Annotated in this window: 16 protein-coding genes; 5 read left to right on the top strand and 11 right to left on the bottom strand. The window is 66.4% G+C overall.

Annotated features, from left to right (window positions below):
* Window positions 1-77: 77 nt before the first annotated feature.
* The 3 genes from QX073_RS10190 to QX073_RS10180 all read right to left on the bottom strand — a co-directional run bounded on the left by QX073_RS10190 (window position 78) and on the right by QX073_RS10180 (window position 2,345).
* Window positions 78-458, bottom strand: coding sequence for a DUF3551 domain-containing protein (locus QX073_RS10190; protein WP_316225705.1), 381 nt, complete (start codon window positions 456-458; stop codon window positions 78-80).
* Window positions 459-535: 77 nt separating this feature from the next.
* Entirely contained in the window at window positions 536-1,144 is a 609-nt protein-coding gene (locus QX073_RS10185; protein WP_316225704.1) for a DUF2147 domain-containing protein, read from the bottom strand.
* A gap of 172 nt (window positions 1,145-1,316) precedes the next feature.
* The gene (locus QX073_RS10180; protein ID WP_315712687.1) at window positions 1,317-2,345 is read right to left on the bottom strand and encodes an NAD(P)/FAD-dependent oxidoreductase; all 1,029 of its coding nucleotides are present in this window, start codon (window positions 2,343-2,345) and stop codon (window positions 1,317-1,319) included.
* A 174-nt stretch (window positions 2,346-2,519) separates the two neighbouring features.
* Between QX073_RS10180 and QX073_RS10175 the strand changes: the two genes are divergently transcribed.
* Complete coding sequence (locus tag QX073_RS10175; RefSeq protein WP_316225703.1) at window positions 2,520-2,984, top strand: acyl-CoA thioesterase; 465 nt, start codon at window positions 2,520-2,522, stop codon at window positions 2,982-2,984.
* 50 nt (window positions 2,985-3,034) lie between these two features.
* Here the strand turns inward: QX073_RS10175 and QX073_RS10170 are convergent, their stop codons facing one another.
* Together QX073_RS10170 and QX073_RS10165 are read right to left on the bottom strand one after the other, a co-directional pair.
* Entirely contained in the window at window positions 3,035-3,355 is a 321-nt protein-coding gene (locus QX073_RS10170; RefSeq protein ID WP_006609837.1) for a 2Fe-2S iron-sulfur cluster-binding protein, read from the bottom strand.
* An 83-nt stretch (window positions 3,356-3,438) separates the two neighbouring features.
* Complete coding sequence (locus QX073_RS10165; RefSeq protein ID WP_315753165.1) at window positions 3,439-3,813, bottom strand: Hpt domain-containing protein; 375 nt, start codon at window positions 3,811-3,813, stop codon at window positions 3,439-3,441.
* 381 nt (window positions 3,814-4,194) lie between these two features.
* Here QX073_RS10165 and QX073_RS10160 point away from each other — a divergent pair, with 381 nt between their 5' ends.
* Window positions 4,195-9,807, top strand: coding sequence for a methyl-accepting chemotaxis protein (locus QX073_RS10160; RefSeq protein ID WP_315753166.1), 5,613 nt, complete (start codon window positions 4,195-4,197; stop codon window positions 9,805-9,807).
* Window positions 9,808-10,090: 283 nt separating this feature from the next.
* Here the strand turns inward: QX073_RS10160 and QX073_RS10155 are convergent, their stop codons facing one another.
* The 3 genes from QX073_RS10155 to QX073_RS10145 form a co-directional block, all read right to left on the bottom strand.
* A complete protein-coding gene (locus tag QX073_RS10155) occupies window positions 10,091-10,963 on the bottom strand; it encodes an MlaD family protein (protein ID WP_315753167.1) in 873 nt (290 codons plus the stop codon).
* Between the two features lie 151 nt (window positions 10,964-11,114).
* A complete protein-coding gene (locus tag QX073_RS10150; protein WP_315753168.1) occupies window positions 11,115-11,885 on the bottom strand; it encodes an ABC transporter ATP-binding protein in 771 nt (256 codons plus the stop codon).
* Window positions 11,886-11,891: 6 nt separating this feature from the next.
* Window positions 11,892-13,025 carry an ABC transporter permease gene (locus QX073_RS10145; protein WP_315713623.1) on the bottom strand — a complete coding sequence of 378 codons (1,134 nt, stop codon included), beginning with the start codon at window positions 13,023-13,025 and terminating at the stop codon, window positions 11,892-11,894.
* Between the two features lie 158 nt (window positions 13,026-13,183).
* Between QX073_RS10145 and dgcA the strand changes: the two genes are divergently transcribed.
* Window positions 13,184-14,179, top strand: a complete 996-nt coding sequence (gene dgcA / locus QX073_RS10140; RefSeq protein ID WP_316167129.1) for an N-acetyl-D-Glu racemase DgcA — start codon at window positions 13,184-13,186, stop codon at window positions 14,177-14,179.
* Here dgcA and QX073_RS10135 read toward each other — a convergent pair.
* Entirely contained in the window at window positions 14,161-15,348 is a 1,188-nt protein-coding gene (locus QX073_RS10135) for an MFS transporter (protein WP_316191385.1), read from the bottom strand. The two genes, dgcA and QX073_RS10135, sit on opposite strands and share 19 nt — an antisense overlap.
* 75 nt (window positions 15,349-15,423) lie before the next feature.
* Between QX073_RS10135 and QX073_RS10130 the strand changes: the two genes are divergently transcribed.
* Together QX073_RS10130 and QX073_RS10125 are read left to right on the top strand one after the other, a co-directional pair.
* The gene (locus QX073_RS10130) at window positions 15,424-17,034 is read left to right on the top strand and encodes a hypothetical protein (protein ID WP_316191386.1); all 1,611 of its coding nucleotides are present in this window, start codon (window positions 15,424-15,426) and stop codon (window positions 17,032-17,034) included.
* 205 nt (window positions 17,035-17,239) lie between these two features.
* The gene (locus QX073_RS10125) at window positions 17,240-18,919 is read left to right on the top strand and encodes a caspase family protein (RefSeq protein ID WP_316191387.1); all 1,680 of its coding nucleotides are present in this window, start codon (window positions 17,240-17,242) and stop codon (window positions 18,917-18,919) included.
* A 10-nt stretch (window positions 18,920-18,929) separates the two neighbouring features.
* Here the strand turns inward: QX073_RS10125 and QX073_RS10120 are convergent, their stop codons facing one another.
* Together QX073_RS10120 and QX073_RS10115 are read right to left on the bottom strand one after the other, a co-directional pair.
* Entirely contained in the window at window positions 18,930-19,919 is a 990-nt protein-coding gene (locus tag QX073_RS10120; RefSeq protein ID WP_315828167.1) for a threonine/serine dehydratase, read from the bottom strand.
* Between the two features lie 47 nt (window positions 19,920-19,966).
* A complete protein-coding gene (locus QX073_RS10115; protein ID WP_315753173.1) occupies window positions 19,967-20,779 on the bottom strand; it encodes a UDP-2,3-diacylglucosamine diphosphatase in 813 nt (270 codons plus the stop codon).
* Window positions 20,780-20,803: the final 24 nt, after the last annotated feature.

Raw genomic sequence — 20,803 nt, 5'->3', positions numbered from 1 at the left:
GAGCCTCATGGGGAGTTGGGAGCGGATGGAGAGCCGGGCCGCCTCGAAAGAACGTGTCGGCCTCGACGTCCCAACGCTCAGCGCGCAAATCGACGGCGACCACCGCCAAGCGATCCTGATTGTCCTTGTACCCAATATGGGTTGTTCACGCACATGGCCGCGAGGCCCCGGCCTGCCCTTCGACACTGATCCCAGGACGTATAGGTGCATTCGACATAGGTGCTACCACCCCATTCCCACCTTTGTAGGCAGACAGGATAATTGGACTCATAGGTCTGAGCAGCGGCGATCGGGATCATGGAGATGGCCGCGCTCCCCGCGATTATCCAACGCAGCATCAGCATCGCTCCCTCGTCGAATTCCGACCGCTGCGGCCAATGGCCTGCACGATCACCGGCAAGCAACGCTCGAATGATCATGGAGACCTTGTCCTCGACCACGCGGTTGATCTGGATCAAGCTCTTCGCCGACGCGGTGTCCGAGATCGCGATCCCTTGTCGGCCAGGAGCGAGGACGGTCGCAGTTCGGAAGCAGTCTACTTGACTGCAGCCGGCTTCTTCATCATCGGAGGCGCCTGCTTGGTGGCGGAGCCGGTTGCCGTCGTCGCCTGCGAGGGCAGATATTTGGCGAGGATCGCAGGATCGATCTGCGCCATGTTGCTGTCCGGCAGGCGGGTCCAGGTCTCGTCCTTGCCAAACAGCGAGATGCCGAGATAGCCGTGCAGGATCAGCGTCTGCCCGTCCGGACTGACCCGCATATTGGCCTTCCAGATGTTGCCGTCGCGCGGATTGAGCACGTTGCCGCCTTCGTATTTCAGGCCCTCGCGCTTCATGTCGCGCACGAAGGAGATGCCGAGCACCGGCGCATTCTTGCGGTCATCGCTGCACTTCGAACAGACCTCGTTCGGATTGTCGCCGGGACGCGGAAACGTCTTGGCGATCACGCCCTCGAAAACGCCGTCGTGGTCGATGAAGAGAAACCAGCCGACGGGCCTGCCATCCTCGACCTTCTGCCACAGACCGGCCGCGGTCGGCTCAGCCGCTAGCGCAGGCCGCATCAGCAGAGCACCGGCAACGACGAGCGCGCCGATCGCGAGCTTCGTCACATCAGGCACCAGCCGAAGTCGGGGAAACGCATTGCGCATCATCATCTCACCTTGACCAAGTCACAAAATGAATGGCCGCACAGTACGGCCGTTTCATGCATCGTTCCAGCCCCATAACAGGTCTGGCGCGCCGGTGAAACCGGCACGCGCAGGAAACATTTCTTCACATTTGAGTTGGTCCGGCGGCGGAAGGTTCCATACCGCCGACAAATTAGTTGACGCCGAGCTTCTTCTGCAGGCTCGACGACGACGTCGTGTACTGGAACACCAGCCGCTTCTCCGGATACACGTAGCGGTGCGCCTTCTGCGCCATCAGCGCGCCCTCGTGGAAGCCGCACAGGATCAGCTTGATCTTGCCAGGATAGGTGTTGATGTCGCCGATCGCGAAGATGCCGGGTACGGAGGTCTCGAAGGCAGAGGTCTCGACCGGAATGAGATTGTGCTCGAGCGCGAGGCCCCACTCGGCAACTGGACCGAGTTTCATCGTCAGTCCGAAGAATGGCAGCATCATCTCGCAGGGGACGGTCTCGACCGCGTTGTCGTTGCCCTTGATCGTCGCAGCCGACAGCTGGCCATTGGCGCCTTCGAGCGCCGTTACCTGGCCGATGCGCAGATCCATCTTGCCGCCGGCGACGAGCGCGCGCATCTGCTCGACGCTGTGGGGCGCGGCACGGAAGTCGTCGCGGCGATGAACGAGCGTAATGCGCTTCGCGATGGGGTGCAGGTTGAGCGTCCAGTCGAGCGCGGAGTCGCCGCCGCCGACGATGACGACATTCTTGTCGCGGAACTGCTCCATCTTGCGCACGGCATAGAATACCGAGGTGCCTTCATAGGCCTCGATGCCCGGCACCGGCGGGCGCTTGGGCTGGAACGAGCCGCCCCCGGCCGCGATCACCACGACCTTGCACTCGAACACCTTGCCGGCATCGGTGGTGACGCGAAAACCGGGATCGCCGATCTTTTCGACCTTCTCGACCATCTCGCCGAGATGGAAGGTCGGACTGAACGGCTTGATCTGCTCCATCAATTGATCGGTGAGGCCCTGCCCCGTCACCATCGGCACGCCGGGAATGTCGTAGATCGGCTTCTCCGGATACAGCTCGGCGCATTGGCCGCCGACCTTGTCGAGGATGTCGATCAGATGCGCCTTGATGTCGAGCAGCCCCAGTTCAAAAACGGCAAACAGTCCGCAAGGGCCCGCGCCAATGATCAGCACATCGGTCTTGATCGCTTCGCTCATGTCGCTCTTCTCGTTGGAGGCGCCGCTCGACGGATGGCGCAAGATGGCGGTTCCGAATTTGTAGCCAACGGTGTGGTCGCAGGGAAGGCACAAAAGCCGCCCCTGGCTCGCGCGCGGCTTGCAGCGGCGGGCTTAGCCGGGTTTGAAGGGGACATGAATGATGGAGATCAATCGGTGACAGAGACGGCCCGCCGCGACCACGCGCCACGCCTGGAGGACTTTCCCTACCGCCTCGCGGACAATGTCCGTTTCGGCGACCTCGATCCCAACCAGCACGTCAACAATGCGGTCTACGCGACCTATTTCGAGACCGGCCGGGTGACCTTGATGAAAGACCCGCGCCATGGCCTGACCCAGGACGGGCTGGCCTGGATCATGGTGCGGCTGGACATGCATTTCCGGGCCGAGCTGCGCTGGCCGGGCACGATCGAGCTGGGACTGGGGGTCGTGAGGCTGGGGCGTACGTCGGTGACCTGCGAGCAGGTCGTGTTCTCGGACGGGCGCTGCGTGGCGTCGGCCACCGCCGTGATGGTTCTGATCGACGAGGTCACACGCAAGCCCGCACCGCTGACGCCGAAGCTCATCGCGGCGCTACAGCCCTGGGCTCGTCGCGGCGTGGCGGTCGCGCCGCCGGCGTAGGCCTGGCGGCGATCATCGGAGGCGCGGCGACGAGGGCGCGAGGCGACCCGTCAGGCCTGACGCTCGGGGGTGGAGACGACGAGGCCGTCGAGTTCGTCGGAGACCTTGATCTGGCAGGAAAGACGGGAATTCGGCCGGACGTCGTAGCCGAAATCGAGCATGTCCTCTTCCATCGGGGTCGGCGGGCCGACCTTCTCGCGCCAGGCTTCGTCGACATAGACATGGCAAGTCGCGCAGGCGCAGGCGCCGCCACATTCGGCCTCGATGCCGGGAATGGCATTGCGGATCGCCGCTTCCATCACGGTCGCGCCGTTCTCGATGTCAACGGTTCGGGATTCGCCGGTATGGTCGACAAAGGTGATCTTGGCCATGTGTGCTCGTGCTGCGCAGGAAATGAGGTCGGGCTGTCCTATAACGGACCGCTCCGCTCCGCGCTAGTGCTGCGGCCGGCCGCTCAGGCCGCGCCGAGCATCTCCGAAATCGCCGCGCGGGCCTGCGCGATCGCCGTGCCGAGCCAGGCCAGCGCATCGGCCGGGTCGCCCGCCCGCAGCGCCGCTTCGAGCCCTTCCGCCGCGTCGGCGACGTCGAGCGCGCCGACGGCGCGGGCCGAGCCCTTTAGCGTGTGGGCAACGGTGGCGGCGTCCTCGGGCATCACCTGCAACCGCTCCAGCAGGCGGACGGCCTGGCTGGAGAACATGGCGAGCACCTCGCGCTCGAGCGCGCTGTCGCCGAGCGTCATCCGGCGCAGCAGGTCCAGGCTGATCGGCCCGTCATCGGGAACCAGCGGGGGCGAGGGCATCCATTCGATCCGTGAAAGGTCGGGAATCATGGCGGCAATCCGGTCCGGGCGCGCCGCGCGCGCCTGTGGTAAGCCAAGCACGACAATGGTTAATGCATTGTTACCGGCCCAATTGCCGCGGGTTTGCCGTGATTTGGGCCCGGCTCTGCCCCAATCACGGCAGAAACGGGAATTCGCAGAACTTCTAGAGTGTTAACGGCGGCTGCTGTTAACGATGATTAAGAATCTCTTAACCACGGCCATTTCTTTCAACAGGCACAGCCAATAGGATGATGCCCGGATGGAGTGGGTCACCTGGCGGAATTTGCCACCCCTGGTGCCTGCGAGGGATGACGTCCGGTTCGAGCGTTGCGAGAGGGCACTCGTACGCGGCTCGCCGGATCGAAATTAAGACGAGGGCTCGGACTCAACATGGCGAACACTCCGAAAAAGGTCAAAGACCCGACTGAAGTTGCGCTGTCCGCCATTCAGGAGGCTTTGAACATCAGCGATTCGTCCGCGCCCACGGACTCGCAGGGCTCGGTCCACGCTGACGGGGCTCCGCCCGTCATGCCGAACGGCGTGTCCAGTCTGGATTCGTTCGACTCGCGTCCGGGCATCGACCGCAGCAGCCTTGACGAGATCGAGCCGCCGCCGCTCGCCGCGCGCCGCCCGGCCAACGACGACCGCGAGACCATCGGCCAATTGCTGCAGGCGATCCAGAAGGGCCGCCCGTCACGCGGCGTCTACACGCTGGCAACCGCCTTTGCAGGCATCTGGATCGTCGGCTGCGTCCTGCTGACCATCGGCTTCCTGCCCGCTTTGCAGACCCTGATCGGCCAGAGCGGCGGCGTGCTGGTCATGGCAGGCCTCGCCGCAGTGTTCTTTGCCCCGGTTCTGCTGTTCTATTTCCTCGCGAGCCTCGCTTGGCGCGGCCAGGAGCTGCGCATGATCGCGCAGTCGATGGCGCAGGTCGCGATCCGCTTCTCCGAGCCGGAAGGCGCCGTCAGCGATTCCATCGTGACCGTCGGCCAGGCCATCCGCCGCGAGGTCGCGGCGATGGGCGACGGCGTCGAACGCGCGATCGCGCGTGCCGGCGAGCTCGAGATGCTGGTCGCCAACGAGGTTGCGGCGCTCGAGCGCGCCTACAGCGACAACGAGGTCCGCATCCGCGCCCTGCTCCAGGACATCGCCCATCAGCGCGACAACCTCGTGGGCCAGGCCGAGCAGGTCCGGAGCGCCATCTCGGGCGTCCAGATCGACCTTCGCCACGACATCGCGCTGATCTCGGACGCGATCGCCTCGCGGGTCGACGAGGTCGCCAAGAGCATCACCGGCGCGCTGGAAGAGCGCGGCGCCCACATCACGGCCGCGCTCGGCAACGCCGGCGACAACATGATCCTCGCGCTCGGCGAGCGCGGCGGCGATCTGCTCGACCGGCTCGAAGAGGCCAGCGCCGAGACCACCCGCGCCGTGCTCGACGCCTCGGAGCGGCTCACCACCAGCCTCAATTTCAAGACCGGCCACGTCCACGACGAGTTCGCCGACCTGTCGGACCGAGTCCACGAGATGCTCAACGAGCGCATCGACCGCATCACCAGCGAGTTCGAGCAGCGCACGGCGGCCATCGTCGACGGCATCTCGGTGCGAACCGAGCAGGTTCACGACCAGCTCAAGGCGTCCGGCGAGTCCCTCCTGCTGGAGCTCGAGCTGCGCAGCGGCGATCTCGTCACCAAGATCGACGAGGCGAGCCAGCGCATGTCCGGCCACATCGTCACGTCAGGCGAGAAGGCGAGCGAGTCGCTCGATGCGACCGTCAATTCACTGGTCGCCAAGGTCGTGAGCCAGACCGAGAGCACCCACGACACGCTGTCGATCCAGATCAGCGCCTTCGACGAGCTGGTGAAGAACCAGGGCACCGAGCTCGCCGAGCGCTTCGCACGCGACAGCTCGACGCTGGGCGCGCTGATCACCCGGCACATCACCGAATTCGACCGCACGGTGAAGACCTATGGCGGCGAGATCGTCGAGCGCATGGGCCAGCGGACCCAGGAAATCTCCGACAATCTCAAGTCCTATGTCGATACGTTCGATACGCGGCTGTCGTCCAACAGCGGTGAGATCACGGCGACGCTGGATCAGCGGCTGAACCAGTTCGAGACCAATCTGCAGGCCCGCATCACCACCCTCGACACCTCGCTCGATGCGAAGATCAAGACCTTCGACGACAGCGTCGAGGGCCGCCTCAAGTCGCTCGAGGAGAACTTCGACAACCGCGCGACCTCGGTCACCTCGACGATCGAAGGCCGCCTCGGCACTCTGTCCAACTCGCTGACCGACGGCGCTGCCCAGGTGCTGCACGCGATCGACTCGCGGCTGACCGTGCTGACCTCCTCGCTGACCGATGGCTCGGCGCAGGCGATCCAGTCGATCGATTCCCGCCTCAACATACTGACCTCCTCGCTGACTGACGGCACCGACAAGGCGCTCGAAGCGATCGATCAGCGCATCCACAGCCTGTCGAACATCATCGACGGCCGCAGCTACGAGCTGACCGAAGCCGTCACCGCGCGCTTCCAGGACATCCATCAGGGCATCGAGACCCGCGTCGGCTCGATCGCCAAGGACATCGACCATCGCGTGTCGCAGTTCGAGGACCTGCTCGGCTCGCGCGTCGAGGCCGTGGCCGGCCGCATCGAGAGCAGCGGTCGCCAGGCGAGCGACGAACTGATGACCCGCGCCGAGCTGCTGTCCGCCAGCATCAAGTCGCATGTGGAAGATGCGGAGCGGGCGCTGACCAACCTCGTGGTCAACACCAGCGAGACCATCCAGACCGGGGCCCGCTCGGCACAGCAGGCGCTGCTCAACGTCTCGACCGACGTCGGATCGCAGTTGAAGAACACCTCCGCCGAGGTCGAGCGTGCCCTGTCGAACGCAGGCAGCAGCGCGGCCGAGGCCGTGCTGACCAGTGCGCGCGAGGCCCAGGCCACGCTGGTCGCGGCCTCCGGCGAGACCGCCGACCAGATCAAGTCGCTGTCGGCCGACGTCGAGCGCACGCTCACGGCGGCAGGCTCGACCACCGCAGCCTCGATCCTCGCCGGTGCGCGCGAGGCCCAGAACACGCTGGTGTCCGCCTCCTCCGATGCCGCCACCCACGTCAAGTCGCTCGCCGTTGACGTCGAGCAGGCGCTGACGGCCGCCGGCTCGGCCACGGCAGCCTCGATCCTCGCCGGTGCACGCGAGGTCCAGAACACGCTGGTGTCCGCCTCCTCCAACGCGGCCGAGCACGTGAAGTCGCTCGCAGCCGACGTGCAGCGCTCGCTGACCAGTGCCGGGACGGAAACCGCCGAAGCCATCACGGCGGGCGCCCGTGATGCCCAGCATGCCCTGCTCGCGGCATCGAGCGAAGCGGCCGAACAGGTCAAGGCGCTGACCGTCGACGTCCAGCGCTCGCTGTCGATCGCGGGGACGACCACCGCGGAAACGATCACCGGCGGCGCCCGGGAAGCGCAGAGCACGCTGATCAGCGCTTCGTCCGAAGCGGCCAATCACGTCAAGTCGCTGGCGGCCGACGTCGAGCGCACGCTCGCCGCGGTCGGAACCAGCACCGCCGCAGCGATCGTCGACAGCGCCCGCGACGTCCAGTCGAAGCTCGTCACCGCCTCGACGGAAGCAACCGAGCACGTCAAGTCGCTGGCCGTCGACGTCGAGCGGACGCTGTCGTCCGTCGGCGCCGATACCGCGACCTCGATCCTCAACAGCGCGCGCCAGGCGCAGATGTCGCTGACCGCCACGTCGGCCGACACCGCGGCCACCCTGGTCGGCAGCGCACGCGAAGCCCAGGCGGTGCTGACGACGACCACGACCGAGACGGTCGCGGTGATCGTCGGCGGCGCGCGCGAGGCACAGAACCTGCTGACCGCCACCTCCACCGACACCGCGGGCCAGCTCAAGGCGATGTCGTCGGAGATCGAGCGCGTCATCAATTCCGTCGCGGCGAACACCACCGATGCGATCCAGAGCAGCGCGCTCAATGCGCAGAGCGCGCTCGTCGCCGCCTCCAACGAGGTCTCCACGCGGGTCAAGTCGACCTCGACCGAGATCGAGCGCTCGGTGCTCGCCGCCGGCAACTCGTTCGGCTCGGCCATGACCGGCAAGACCGACGAGATCGTCACCTATGTGCAGCAGCAGAGCGAGCGGCTGTCGCAGATGCTCGACGGCAAGCGCGGCACCCTTGTGGAGGCACTCAACTCGAAGACCAACCAGCTCACGATCGAGATCGATCGCGTCACCACCGACGCGCTGAAGGCGATCGAGGTCCGCGGCCAGAACTTCGCCCAGAGCGTCAATGGCAACGGCTCCGAGGTCGCCCGCACCATCACCTCGGCGGGAGAGCTCGCGACCACCGCGATCACCAAGTCGCTCAAGGAGCTGGAGCAGGCCTCGCGCGCGGCGATCGAGCAGTCGCGCCAGGTCTCGGTGGCTGCGGTCACCGAGATGCAGGAGACGAGCAAGATCCTGCGCACCGATACGGTCGCCCTGTTCGAACGTCTGCGCGAGGGCAACATCCTGCTGCAGGAGGTCCTGACCGGCGCCCACGACAACCTCAACTCGCTGGAGCGGGCGCTGGTCACCCGGGTGGCCGACTTCGTCACAGCGATGAACGACGTCACCGCGCGCAACGGCACCGCGACGCAGACGCTCGAGGACCAGCTCAACGTGTTCAACTCCAAGACCTCGCGGGCGCTGGAGGATCTCAATTCGCTGTCCGGCCAGTTCGACGCGCATGGCAAGGCGCTGATCGAGGCGGCGGCCATCGTCGAGCAGAGCAACCGCGATGCGACCGTCTCGATCTCGGATCGCAAGACGACGCTGGAATCGCTGGTCACCACCATCGATCTGCGCACCGCCGATCTCGACCAGCGTCTGACGCGCTTCACCACCCTGCTCGACGAGTCCTTGGCGGCCGCCGAGGAGCGCGCCCGCGACATCGCCCGGGTCGTGGCGGAAACGGCGGGGGCCGGCTCGACCGCGCTCAGCCGCCAGTTCGAGGCCATCCGCGCCAACGCGGAGGAGGAACGCCGCCTCACCACGTCGCAGATGCAGGAGATCTACCAGCAGAGCACGCAGGAAGCCGATGCGATGTTCAAGCAGTCGGCGGAGAAGTTCGCCACGCTGGTGTCGAGCATGAAGCAGATGACCGCCGAGATGCATCGCGAGCTCGAGGCGACGCGCAACGAGCTGCGCCGCGGCGTGCTGGAGATGCCGCAGGAGGCCGCCGAGAGCACGGCGCAGATGCGCAAGGTCATCGTCGACCAGATCGAGGCGCTGGCCGAACTCAACCGGATCGTCGCGCATCACGGCCGCGGTCTCGACGTGGTCAGCGCGTCGCGTCCCGCCGCGGTCGCCGCCCCCGCGGCCGTGATCCGTCAGGAAGAGCCGATCGTCGCCGCAGCCGTCGGCGGCCGGCCGGACATGCGCCTGCGCGAGCCGGCTGCGACCAGCGTCGCCAACCTGCCGCCGCCGGATCTCGGCATGCAGCCGCCGGCCCCGCCGCCGCAGCCACGCCGGGTCGAGGCGCCGCCGATGGGTCCGGTCGCCGATCAGCGCAGCGACAACTGGTTGTCCGACCTGCTCAACCGGGCCGACAACAGCACCGCCGGCCAGCCCCAGCCGCCGCGTGGCCGCGGTCCGGCGCAGCAGTCGGGCAATCCGCTGGAGTCGCTGTCGCTCGACATCGCACGGCTGATGGACCGCAATCTCGCGGCCGAGATGTGGGACCGTTACCAGCGCGGCGAGACCAAGGCGTTCTCCAAGCGTCTCTACACCCCGGCCGGCCAGAAGGCGTTCGACGAGGTCGCCCGCAAGTACCGCGCCGACCGCACCTTCAAGCAGACGGTGGACCGCTACATCACCGAGTTCGAGCGGCTGCTCGACGAGGTCGCACGCGACGACCGCAATCCGCAGGCGCTGCGTGCCCAGCTCACCTCGGAGACCGGGCTGGTCTACACCTTGCTCGCCCACGCCGCCGGAAGGCTGGCGTGACGGGAGCAGCGAACAGCGACTAGCGGATGGCGAGGAGCCGACCGCGATGAGAATAGACAACGGAGGCCGCGAGGCCTCCGTTTCGCTTATCGGGGTCCAGTGAAGCGTTTTCGGATTTGCCCGTCGCCGGCCCGACCGGCACGGCAGCCGTCGTTGCAGGCGCCCGGGATGCCAGTCAGCATGAGACGGGACAATGCCAAGCCGAGCGTGGAGCAATCGGTGCATCGCCGCGGAGGGCACCGAGGCGCTGCCTCTCGCTACGCCCTGCGCCCGCCCGCCTCCCTCACCGCCGCCCGCTGGTGGGCGCCGCGGGCGCGGGCTGCGAGGCCTGGGCGTTGCTCGGGCTGGCGTTGCTGGCCCCGAATAGGACCCGGGTCGGATTGCGGTCGAAATTGTTCACGGCGCGGCTGATGTCGGACAGCGTGCGCCGTCCATCGGCCATCAGCGCGCCGGAGCGCTTGTCCAGATCCTCGGCGAGCTCCCGGATCGATTTCACCGTCAGGAACAGCTCGCCGCCATCCTTGCCGCCGGCCAGCGTGTTGAGACCGAGCATCAGGGTATCGGCCTTGCCCATGATGCCGTCGACACGGCTCATGACGCCATCGATGCGCTCGGAATTGCGGGCCAGCGACTGGGTGAACACCTCGAGATTCTTGATCGAGTTCTTCACGGCGTCCTGGTTGTCCGCGACCACCTTGTTGATGTTCTGCAAGGTGGCTCGGATCGCTTCGGTCACGTCCTGCAGCCGGGTCGGATCGGCACGCAGCACCGGCACGCCATCCTCGTCGAGCGGCGGCGGCGGCGCAGCCTCCTCGCCGCCCTTCAGCGAGATCGCGGCGACGCCGGTCAGGCCCTGGAACTCGAGCCCGACCAGGGTGTCCTTGCGGATCGGCGCGTTGTTCTCGACCATCGCCAGCGCGACGACGCGGCGCGGATTGTCGAGCTTGACCGAGATGACCTCACCGACCCGGATACCATTGAAGTTGACGCTGCCGCCGTTGCGCAGACCCGCGGCCGGACCCTCGAACACGACCCGCAGCGGGCTGCGCTGCTTGGTCGTGTGCAGGCTCTGAAACCAGAGGACAAATCCGATCGCCGCGGCAATCACAGCCAGCGTGAACGACCCGATCAGGACGTAATTCGCCCGCGTTTCCATTACCAACTCCGGTACCGGCACGTCGCGGCGGTCATCCGGCCCCCGCTTCCGTGCACTGTCGGTTGGCGCCGGACAGCGGCACCCACCCCATCAACTTTGTCGCGGCAGTCCCCACTCCCGCTCACAAAAATCGTCCCTGGGGCGCGTCGCGCTACCCCATCACGGCTCGGGCACGCTTGCCGTGGAAATACTGTCGGAGCCACGGATGTTCCGAGGCCTGCATGTCGGCCATCGATCCCGCGGCGATAATCTTGCCGTCGCCCAGCACGGCGATGCGGTCGCACGCCGTATACAGGCTGTCGAGATCATGGGTTACCATGAAAACCGTCAGTCCCAAAGTGCGCTGCAGGGTCCGGACGAGCTCGTCGAAATCGCCGGCGCCGATCGGGTCGAGCCCCGAGGTCGGCTCATCGAGGAACACCAGCTCCGGATCGAGCGCGAGCGCGCGTGCCAGCGCCACGCGCTTGATCATGCCCCCCGACAGCTCGCTCGGGAAACGATCAGCAACATCGGGCCGCAATCCGACCATCACCAGCTTTGCGATCATGATCTCGTCGAGCAGACGCTGCGAGACCTTGAGATACTCCCGGACCGGGAACTGGATGTTCTGCCGCACGGTGAGCGAGGAGAACAACGCGCCCTGCTGGAACAGCACGCCCCAGCGCCGCTCGACGGCGCGGCGGCCGGCACGATCGGCGGCGTCGAGATCGACGCCGAACACCTCGATGTTGCCCGACAGCTTCGGCACGAGGCCGATGATGGTGCGCGTCAGCACCGACTTGCCGGCGCCGGATGGACCGACGAAGCCCAGGATCTCGCCGCGCTTGACGTCGAGGTCGAGCCCGTCGAGCACGCGCGTCTTGCCGAACTGCACGGTAACGTCACGCACGCGGATGATCGGATCGGAGACCTCCTGCGTCATCTCAGCTCACATCCCGACCGCGGCGAAGAAGATCGCGAACACGCCGTCCATCACGATGACGAAGAAGATGCCCTTCACCACCGACGAAGTGGTGTGGCGCCCCAGCGACTCGGCACTGCCCTGCACTGCCAGTCCTTCGACGCAGGCGACGATCCCGATCACCGCCGCCATCACCGGCGCCTTGAGCAGCCCGACCTTGAAATGATCGATCGAGATCGCATCGCGCAGGCGCAGCAGGAAGGCCTCGGGATCGACGCCGCCATAGAACCAGGCCACCAGCCCACCGCCATAGAGCGCGGCGATGTCGCCGAGGAAGGCCAGGATCGGCAGTGCGATCACCAGCGCGAGCATGCGCGGCAGGATCAGGACCTCGATCGGATCGAAGCCCATTGTGCGCAGCGCGTCGATCTCCTCGCGCATCTTCATCGAGCCGAGCTCGGCCGTGTAGGCGCTACCCGACCGGCCCGCGATCATGATCGCCACCAGCAGCACGCCGATCTCGCGCAGCACCAGCACGCCGAGCATGTCGACGACGAAGATGTCGGCGCCGAACCTTCGGAAATGGAAGATGCCCTGCTGAGCGATGATGCAGCCGATCAGGAAGGTGATCAGCACGATGATCGGCACCGCGCGCCAGCACACCTGCTCGAGATGATGGATGGTCGAGGTCAATCGGAAGCTGCGGGGATGAATGAGGACCCGGCCGCTGGCGACGATCACGGCGCCGAGCATGTCGATCAGCGCGGCGATCGTGCCGAAGATGCCGGCGACACTGAGGCCGATCTGGCCGAGCATGCCGGTGATGGTCACCATCGTCGCGTCGCCATTGGGCGCGGTGCTGACGCGTCGAACCTCGTCGACCAGGCTGGCGTAGTTCGCAGAGAGCCCATCGATCCGGACCTCGACGGTTCCGGTCGTGAAGCTGCGGCGCAGCCGCTCGATCAGCCAGGCGCCGAACGTGTCGAGCTTGGAGACTTGGGAGACGTCGATGGAGACATCGATCTTCTTGCCGGCGAGCTTTTCGGCATCGGCGACGAGCCGTTCGAGCGACGGCGCAAAGGGCGCAGTCCAGGCGCCAGTCGCGCGCAGCGACAGCGCGTTGCCATCGCCACTGCGCTGCAAATCAGGGCCGCCCTTCACGACGGCCATCCTCGGAGCCTTGGACGTCCGCTCCTTGACGAGAAAAATCCCACCGCGTCGCTACCACCTTGCCGGAGACCACTATCAACAGCCATAGTCGGTCAGATCGCGCAAGTCCCAAGCGCCTCATTCCGGTTCACAAAGCGCCAGACTTTCAAATGACTTCCAACGGTTTTCCAATACTGGACGCCCGGATCGGCCACTGGCCGATCGCCGGCAGCTTCACGATCAGCCGCGGCGCCAAGACCGAAGCCGTGACAGTGATCGCGGAGCTGCGACACGGGACGATGGTTGGCCGCGGCGAATGCGTGCCCTATCCGCGTTATGGCGAAACGCCCGATGCGGCGCTGAGCGCCCTGCTCGCGATGCGCGATGCGGTCGCCTCTGGTCTCGACCGCAACGCCCTGCAGACGGCGTTGCCGCCGGGCGCGGCGCGCAATGCGCTCGACTGCGCGCTGCTCGACCTCGAAGCCAAGCGGAGCGGCCGGCGCATCTGGGACCTGCTCGGACGTCGCGCACCGGCACCGTGCGTCACGGCCTACACGATTTCGCTCGGGAGCCCCGATGTGATGGCCAAAGCTGCGGCCAAGGCCGCGCATCGCCCGCTGCTCAAGATCAAGCTCGGCGGCGACGGCGATCCTGCGCGGATTGCAGCCGTGCGAGCGGCGGCGCCGCAGTCACAACTGATCGTCGACGCCAACGAGGCCTGGACCGAAGCGAATTTGGAATCCAATCTCGCAGCCTGCGCCATCGCCGGCGTCACGCTGGTCGAGCAGCCGCTGCCCGCAGGGAAAGACGAAGCGCTCGGAAAGATCGCGCGCCCGCTCACCGTCTGCGCCGACGAGAGCGTGCATGACCGCGACTCGCTCGAAGCGCTGCGCGGACGCTATGACGCCGTCAACATCAAGCTCGACAAGACCGGAGGACTGACCGAGGCGCTTGCGATGGCCGAAGCCGCGCGCGCGCTCGGCTTCGACATCATGGTCGGCTGCATGGTGGCGACATCGCTGTCGATGGCACCGGCCATGCTGCTGACGCCTTTCGCCCGTTTCGTCGATCTGGACGGTCCGCTGCTGCTCGCCGAGGATTGCGAGCACGGCCTGCACTACGAGGACAGCCTGGTCTATCCGCCCGATCAGGCGTTGTGGGGCTGAAACGACAGGCTTCGGTGCGCGATCCACATCAGGACGCCGCCCGCTCCGGCCATCGCGGCCATCACGTAGTAGACACCGGGTCCATAGGCCGCATAGACCGGCCCAGAGAGGGCCGATGCCGCCGAGCCGACCACGCCGCTCGCAGCCGCATAATAGCCCTGCCCGCGCGCCGTCAGCTGCGCCGGCACTTGGCGGACCAACAGCCCCATGGTTCCAACCAGGGTCAGCCCGAAGGTGAAGCCGTGACTGATCTGGACCGCGGCGAGCCCACCCGCATGGGGCTCCTGGGCCGTGAGGCTCCAGCGCAGCACGGCCGCCATCGCGCCGATCATGACCAGGCTCGCGGGCGCCAGCGTGAACCGGGGCGACAGGGCGAACACGACGATCTCGGCCAGCACGCCCATGGTCCAGAGCCAAGCGATTGTCAGCCCGCTGAAGCCCTGCGCCTTCCACTCGATGGCGGAGAACGTGTAGTAGGCCGCATGGCTTGCCTGGATCAGCGCCGAAGCGGCGATGATGCAGAGGAAGCTCGGATTGCCCAGCAGACTGCGCCCGTCCCGGGCCAGGCCGGCGCCATGCGGCAGCGGCGGCAGCGCCTGCAGCAGCAGGCTGCTTGCCGCACCGCACAGCGCGACCGAGACGATGATCCAGATCAGCTCGGACGACGGCGCGAGGTCGACCAGCCCGCCGCACAGCAGCGTTCCGGCGATGAATGCGGCCGATCCCCACAGCCGCAGGCGACCGTAGTTCAGGCCATAGCTCATCACGCCACGGAGCGCATAAGCGTCCGTCAGCGGGACAACGGGTGTCCAGAGGCAGCAGGTTGCCACGTAGACCAGGAATACCAGCCAGGGTTCGCGCTGGAAGGCAAGAACCACAAAGCCCGATGCCGTTGCGAAGGTGGTCAGCCGCATCGCGGCGCGCAGGGCCTGCCGGCGCTCGGCAACCGCGGTGATCAGCGGCAGGACGGTGAAGCGGGTTACGGCGGGAACCGCAACGATGACCCCAATCCATGCGGCATCCAGCCCGATCGCCCGTAGCCATACGGGAAAGAACGGCAGATGCGTGCCCGAGAGCACGAACACAGCGCCATAGAACAGCCCCAACCTGTCCGCGAATCGGCGCGACAATACCGGCGATGTGGTGGAGATTTGTCGGGACAGTGGCATCAATTCAATTGCGATTCGATCAATATCATGGTGATCGTTATGCCAACGCGCAGCAATGTGCGCGATAGGTTTGCCATGGTCGATGAAGTCTTCGCCCTCTCGCCGATATCCGCCCGTGCGGCTCAGCCGAACGAGGCCGATTACGAGGCGATCCGCGACGCCTTCATGGAGACGTCCCGAGGCCGCTGGTTCCTTGGCGAATACGCCAAGCGCAACCGCAATGCCGACACCAGCATGGTGCTCGACGCGGTGGCCCGCATCGAGCATGCGCTGGCCTCACAGCGTCAGCAGCAGCAGGAGTTCGAGCAGGCCGACAGCAAGGCGCTGCCCGAAGCGCTGGCCGCGATCCGCGCCACGGTCGAAGACGCCGCACTCGCCGCCGCCACTGCGGTCGACAGCATGGCCCTCGAGCAGAACCTGGCGCCGGTGCGCAAGGGCATCCGAATCATCAAGGAAATTTCCTGGCGCTGGCGCGAGATCGGTGCGGACTCGCGGATCTGCGACCTGATCGATTCACAGGTCACGTCGATCGAGGCCGCCTGCGACCAGCTTGCGTGCGCCGACCCCAAGGTCGCGCTGCTTGCGGCCTTCGAGATCATCAAGACGCGGCTGAAGGAGTTCGACGCGGAGAAAGCAAGCATTCCGCCCGCGGCTGACGAGATCGAACCGGCGACCGAGGCTGCGGCCCCGCCGACACCCGATGTCGCATCGGGTCCGACTGCGGCGGCGACGGTCTCGGCTGAGCCACAGGTGGCTCCGGAGCCGCAGCCCGTGCCGGAACAGATGGAGGCGGCCCAAGCCGGGCTCGAGATGACCATTCCGCTCGTTGCCGCAGTGGCCGCGATCGAATCGGTCGAGACATCCTCCGGCGCTGATGCTGTGATCATGGCGGCTGCAGCGGTTGAGGCCAGGATGGTCGACACCGCCGCTTCGGCGGTGGTGCAGCCCCCGGAAGCTGCGACCGAGCCGTCGGTGGACGAAGCCCTGCTCGAGATCGAGCAGCACGCGGCGGCGGCCCTGGATGACGCCGTCGCCGCAGAAGCCCACGACGAAGCCATCCTGGAATTGGTCGCGGCGGAGATGGGTGCCCCAGATCCGATCGACGAGGAGGAGTTCAGTCGGGCCAGGACGCTCGGCTTCGACATTGAGGAGCCGACCTCGGTCGACGACGACATCGTCGCGAGCTTCAGCGAGACGGCGCCGTCGGAGCCGGACCTCGTGCTGACCACGGCAGAAGCCCCGGTTGCCAGCGCAGCGCCGGCTCCCGCTGCGCCCACGATGTCGGCTCCGCCAATGTCTTCCCCTCCGATGCCGGCCCCGCCCGCGGCGGCCCCGCGCATGGCCTCGCGTGCAGCCCCGGTGCCGGTCCCCAGCGTGCCCGTATCGCCACCGCTTCCGGAGGCGATCACCATCGAGACCCTGGCCGCCGTGGCGGCTGCGGTCGCAGCTCAATCTCCCGCAGAGGCCCCGAAGGCCGACGTTGCGCCGAGCCAGCAGGTCCGCCCGACCGCCGCCGCGGCTCACAGCACCAGCGCGTCCGCGATGCCCAAGCCTGCCTACGAGCCGTCGCTGGGATCGACGCTGCTGTCGAACGGCCTTCTGCAGCGGCCGCAGGCACCCGCCAACGACTCGTTGGCGCCGATCCGTCGCATGACCCAGCCTGAGAAGATCGCATTCTTCTCGTAGGGCGAGTGCATCTCGGCCGCCTCCTGTTGAACCTCGATCACTGAGCACCGAAAGGTGCCGCGTTGATGGGTGACGCGGATCACGTACGCTGCTGCGTGATCTGCGTAGCCTGATCCTCAAGCCATTCGCTTTGCGCATGCTCGAGGAGAACGCCGTGTCCGTTCCGAAATTTCGCGCTGTAACATCCGCCTGGAAATCCCTGCTCATGTCCGCGCTGCTGGGCCTGATGGCCTGGGTCGGCCCGGACTCGGCGTTCGCCGCCGGCAGTGAGCTCGACATCCTTCACACACCACCGCGCGCGCTGGCAGCTCCCTCACCGGCAAAGGAGAGCAACACGCCCGCCGCGATCCCTCAAGGAGCCGAGCCACGCGTCGCGCTCGTGATCGGCAATGCGAGCTATCAGAACGCGCCGCCGCTGGAGAACCCGGACAACGACGCCCATGCTGTTGCCAAGCTGTTGAACTCGGCCGGCTTCGAGGTGATCACGGCGACCGATCTGACGCAGAACGAGATGCTCAAGGTCGTCGAGGATTTCTCGAGCCGGGTGGCAGCACACGGCCCGAACACCGTGGCAATGGTCTACTACGCCGGCCACGGGGTTCAGCTCGCGGGCGAGAACTATCTGATCCCGATCGATGCCCGTATCTCAGCGCCCTCCGACCTGACGACGGGGACCATCCGTCTGGTGGACCTGATGGCAACGCTCGACGCCATCCCGAGCCGGATGCGGATCGTCGTGCTGGACGCCTGCCGCAACAATCCATTCCCTGCCATCAACGATGCCGGACGCGGACTTGCCATCGTCGACGCGCCGAACGGCTCGATCCTCGGATACTCGACCTCGCCTGGCGCGGAGGCGCTCGACGGGCGTGGCGAGCACAGCCCGTACGCGCAGGCGTTCCTGAACCTGGCGCGGCAGCCGAACCTGCCGATCGAGCAATTGTTCAAGCGCATTCGCCTACAGGTGAACCAGAGCACCGACGGACGACAGACGCCATGGGAAAGCTCCTCGTTGACCAGTGATTTCACCTTCTTCGGGGATACGCTGGTCGCGGCGGCGCGCCCTGCCGAGAACGCGCCGGTGATCCAGATGGCGGCCAACCTGCCGAGCCGTTCCGTGCGGCAGGCCTATGACTACGTGCTGTCGGAGAACCGTCCGCAATATTATCGCGAGTTCATCGAGCTGTATCCGCGCGATCCGCTCGCCGACCGCATCCGCGCACTGCTCGCCGGCCTCGTGCAGGCCGCGGCGTGGCACCAAGCCGTGCTGGCGAATTCGCCGGCCGCCTATCAGAGCTTCCGTGAATCCTATGCCGACAGCCCATATGCGCCGGTCGCACTGCGGCTGCAGGGACAGCCTCGGCCCATCCCCGTGCTGCAACCGAGCCGTCTCATGATGCCACCGCAACTGGCACCGATCGCGCGACCGTTCAATCCCGGTCCGCAGATCCAGAGCCATCCAGCCCCGCAACCGACGCTGCCGGCCGCCACCGTGCCGCACGGACCGCTGCCGCCAACGGTGGTCACGAAAGGCAATGCCATCAACAACGCGGGTCCCAACAAGGTCGTCGATCCCGGGCCTATCGCTCAGACCAAGTTGCGCGACAGGATCGTGCCGCCGACAAATCCGCCTGTGGCTACGAAAATCCAGCGCGATCCACTGAAGCGCAGTCCTGGGCGGCCATTCGACGCCCGCGAAGTGCGGCGTCCCTTCCCCGGCAATTCCGGACCGTTCAAGCCGAACATCAACGCGTCGCATCCGTCGATGGCGCGTGGCCAAGGCGGGATGCAGGGCGGCCCGGCGCGGAGCACGCCGCACGTCGCGCAGTCCGGACTGCGGATGGGCGGCGGGGGATTTGCAAAAGGCGGCCTCAGCTTTCACTGAGGCTTGATCGTCAGGCGATCAGCCTGGCGTAGAGCTCAGCATCGACATTGCCGCCGGACAAAACGATCACCACCGTCTTGCCCGCCACATCCAGCCGGCCGGCCAGCAATGCTGCAAGCCCGACCGAACCGCCGGGCTCGACCACGAGCTTCAGCTCCCGGAAGGCAAAGCCGACCGCGCGCCCCACCTCCTCATCCGAAGCCTCGACCGCGGCCGACAGCAGTTGGCTGTTGATGGCGAAGGTGATCTCGCCTGGAATCGCCGCCATCAGCGCGTCACAGATGGTCCGGCCCTTTGCGTCGTGCGCCTCGCGGTGGCCGGCCCGTAGCGAGCGCGCATGGTCGTCAAAACCCTTTGGCTCGGCCACGACCATCCGGGTGTTGGGAAAGCGCGCCTTGACCGCGGTCGAGACGCCGGCAAGCAGTCCACCGCCCGAAGCCGGGACGATCACCAGATCCGGCGACAGGCCGAGCGCCGCGAGATCTTCGGCGATTTCACGACCGACGGTGCCCTGCCCTGCGATGACGTAGGGATCGTCATAGGGCGGCACCACCGTCGAGCCGCGCTTTGCTGCGATGTCGCGCGCGATCGCTTCGCGGTCCTCGCGATCGCGATCATAGAGCACGACGTCGGCACCGAACGCCTTGGTGCGCTCGCGCTTGGCCGCTGGCGCATCCGAGGGCATCACGATCGTGGCGTCCATGCCCAGCAATGTGGCGGCATGGGCGACGCCCTGCGCATGATTGCCGGAGGAGAATGCGACGACGCCGTTGCCGCGCGCTGCTTCCGGGATCGACGCCAGCTTGTTGTAGGCGCCGCGGAACTTGAACGAGCCGGTCCGCTGCAGCACCTCCGGCTTCACGAAGACGTTCGCTTTGAACCGCTCGTTGAGCACGGGAGCCGGCAGCAGCGGAGTCCGCACGGCCACGGGCGCGAGGACGCGTGCCGCCGCCTCGATGTCGGCGGCGGTCACGGGCAGGATCGGGGAATGAGCTGTCATACCCCTATTTTACCGCGCCCGATTGCCGAGAGGCAAGGGAACCGGTGTCAGGCGGCGCGGGCGGCCAGCTGCGGAACCGGCGCGGGTTGCCGCTGCGGATCGGTCCAGGTCAGGATCTCGAAACGGCCGTCCTCGTGCTCGACCAGCGCCGTGCAGCTCTCGACCCAGTCGCCGCAATTCATGTAGCGAATGCCGTCCTGGTCGCGGATGACGGCGCAATGGATGTGGCCGCAGATCACGCCATCAGCGCCATGCCGCCGCGCCTCCGAGGCCAGCGCCGTCTCGAACGCGCCGATGTAGTTGACGGCGTTCTTGACCTTCTGCTTGGCCCATTGCGACAGCGACCAATAGGGAACGCCGAACATGCGACGGAAGAAGTTGACCAGACGGTTCATCTGGATGGCGAAGTCATAGGCCTTGTCGCCGAGATGGGCGAGCCAGCGCGCATTCTGCACGACCAGATCGAAGATGTCGCCGTGGATCACCAGATAGCGTTTGCCGTCAGCGCCGGTGTGGACGATGTTCTCGACGACGTCGATGCCGCCGAAATGCGTGCCGTAATAACCGCGCAGGAACTCGTCGTGATTGCCGGGGACATAGACGATCTTGGCGCCCTTGCGCGCCTTGCGCAGCATCTTCTGCACCAGGTCGTTATGCGACTGCGGCCAATGCCAGCTCGATTTGAGCGCCCAGCCGTCGATGATGTCGCCGACCAGATAGATCGTGTCGGCATCATGGTGACGCAGGAAATCGACGAGGAGATTGGCCTGCGAGCCGCGGGCTCCGAGATGAACGTCCGAGATGAACAACGTCCGAAAGCGCCGAGCCGGGCTTTCTTCACCAGCAGTCTCAAGTCCCATGCGCGCCCACCTAACAGTCCCTGA

It is taken from the genome of Bradyrhizobium sp. SZCCHNS3052 (assembly GCF_032484495.1).
Lineage (GTDB): Bacteria > Pseudomonadota > Alphaproteobacteria > Rhizobiales > Xanthobacteraceae > Bradyrhizobium.
Note: the sequence above shows the minus strand (reverse complement) of the source record. Positions and strands in the feature narration are given on the sequence as shown.

Bases quoted from the DNA above. Each gene is read 5' to 3' on its own strand.
- QX073_RS10160 (WP_315753166.1), top strand. From the start codon at position 4,195: ATGGCGAACACTCCGAAAAAGGTCAAAGACCCGACTGAAGTTGCGCTG.
- QX073_RS10120 (WP_315828167.1), bottom strand. From the start codon at position 19,919: ATGACAGCTCATTCCCCGATCCTGCCCGTGACCGCCGCCGACATCGAG.
- QX073_RS10125 (WP_316191387.1), top strand. From the start codon at position 17,240: ATGTCCGCGCTGCTGGGCCTGATGGCCTGGGTCGGCCCGGACTCGGCG.
- QX073_RS10170 (WP_006609837.1), bottom strand. From the start codon at position 3,355: ATGGCCAAGATCACCTTTGTCGACCATACCGGCGAATCCCGAACCGTT.
- QX073_RS10185 (WP_316225704.1), bottom strand. From the start codon at position 1,144: ATGCGCAATGCGTTTCCCCGACTTCGGCTGGTGCCTGATGTGACGAAG.
- QX073_RS10115 (WP_315753173.1), bottom strand. From the start codon at position 20,779: ATGGGACTTGAGACTGCTGGTGAAGAAAGCCCGGCTCGGCGCTTTCGG.
- QX073_RS10130 (WP_316191386.1), top strand. From the start codon at position 15,424: ATGGTCGATGAAGTCTTCGCCCTCTCGCCGATATCCGCCCGTGCGGCT.
- dgcA (WP_316167129.1), top strand. From the start codon at position 13,184: ATGACTTCCAACGGTTTTCCAATACTGGACGCCCGGATCGGCCACTGG.
- QX073_RS10135 (WP_316191385.1), bottom strand. From the start codon at position 15,348: ATGCCACTGTCCCGACAAATCTCCACCACATCGCCGGTATTGTCGCGC.
- QX073_RS10150 (WP_315753168.1), bottom strand. From the start codon at position 11,885: ATGACGCAGGAGGTCTCCGATCCGATCATCCGCGTGCGTGACGTTACC.
- QX073_RS10155 (WP_315753167.1), bottom strand. From the start codon at position 10,963: ATGGAAACGCGGGCGAATTACGTCCTGATCGGGTCGTTCACGCTGGCT.
- QX073_RS10180 (WP_315712687.1), bottom strand. From the start codon at position 2,345: ATGAGCGAAGCGATCAAGACCGATGTGCTGATCATTGGCGCGGGCCCT.
- QX073_RS10165 (WP_315753165.1), bottom strand. From the start codon at position 3,813: ATGATTCCCGACCTTTCACGGATCGAATGGATGCCCTCGCCCCCGCTG.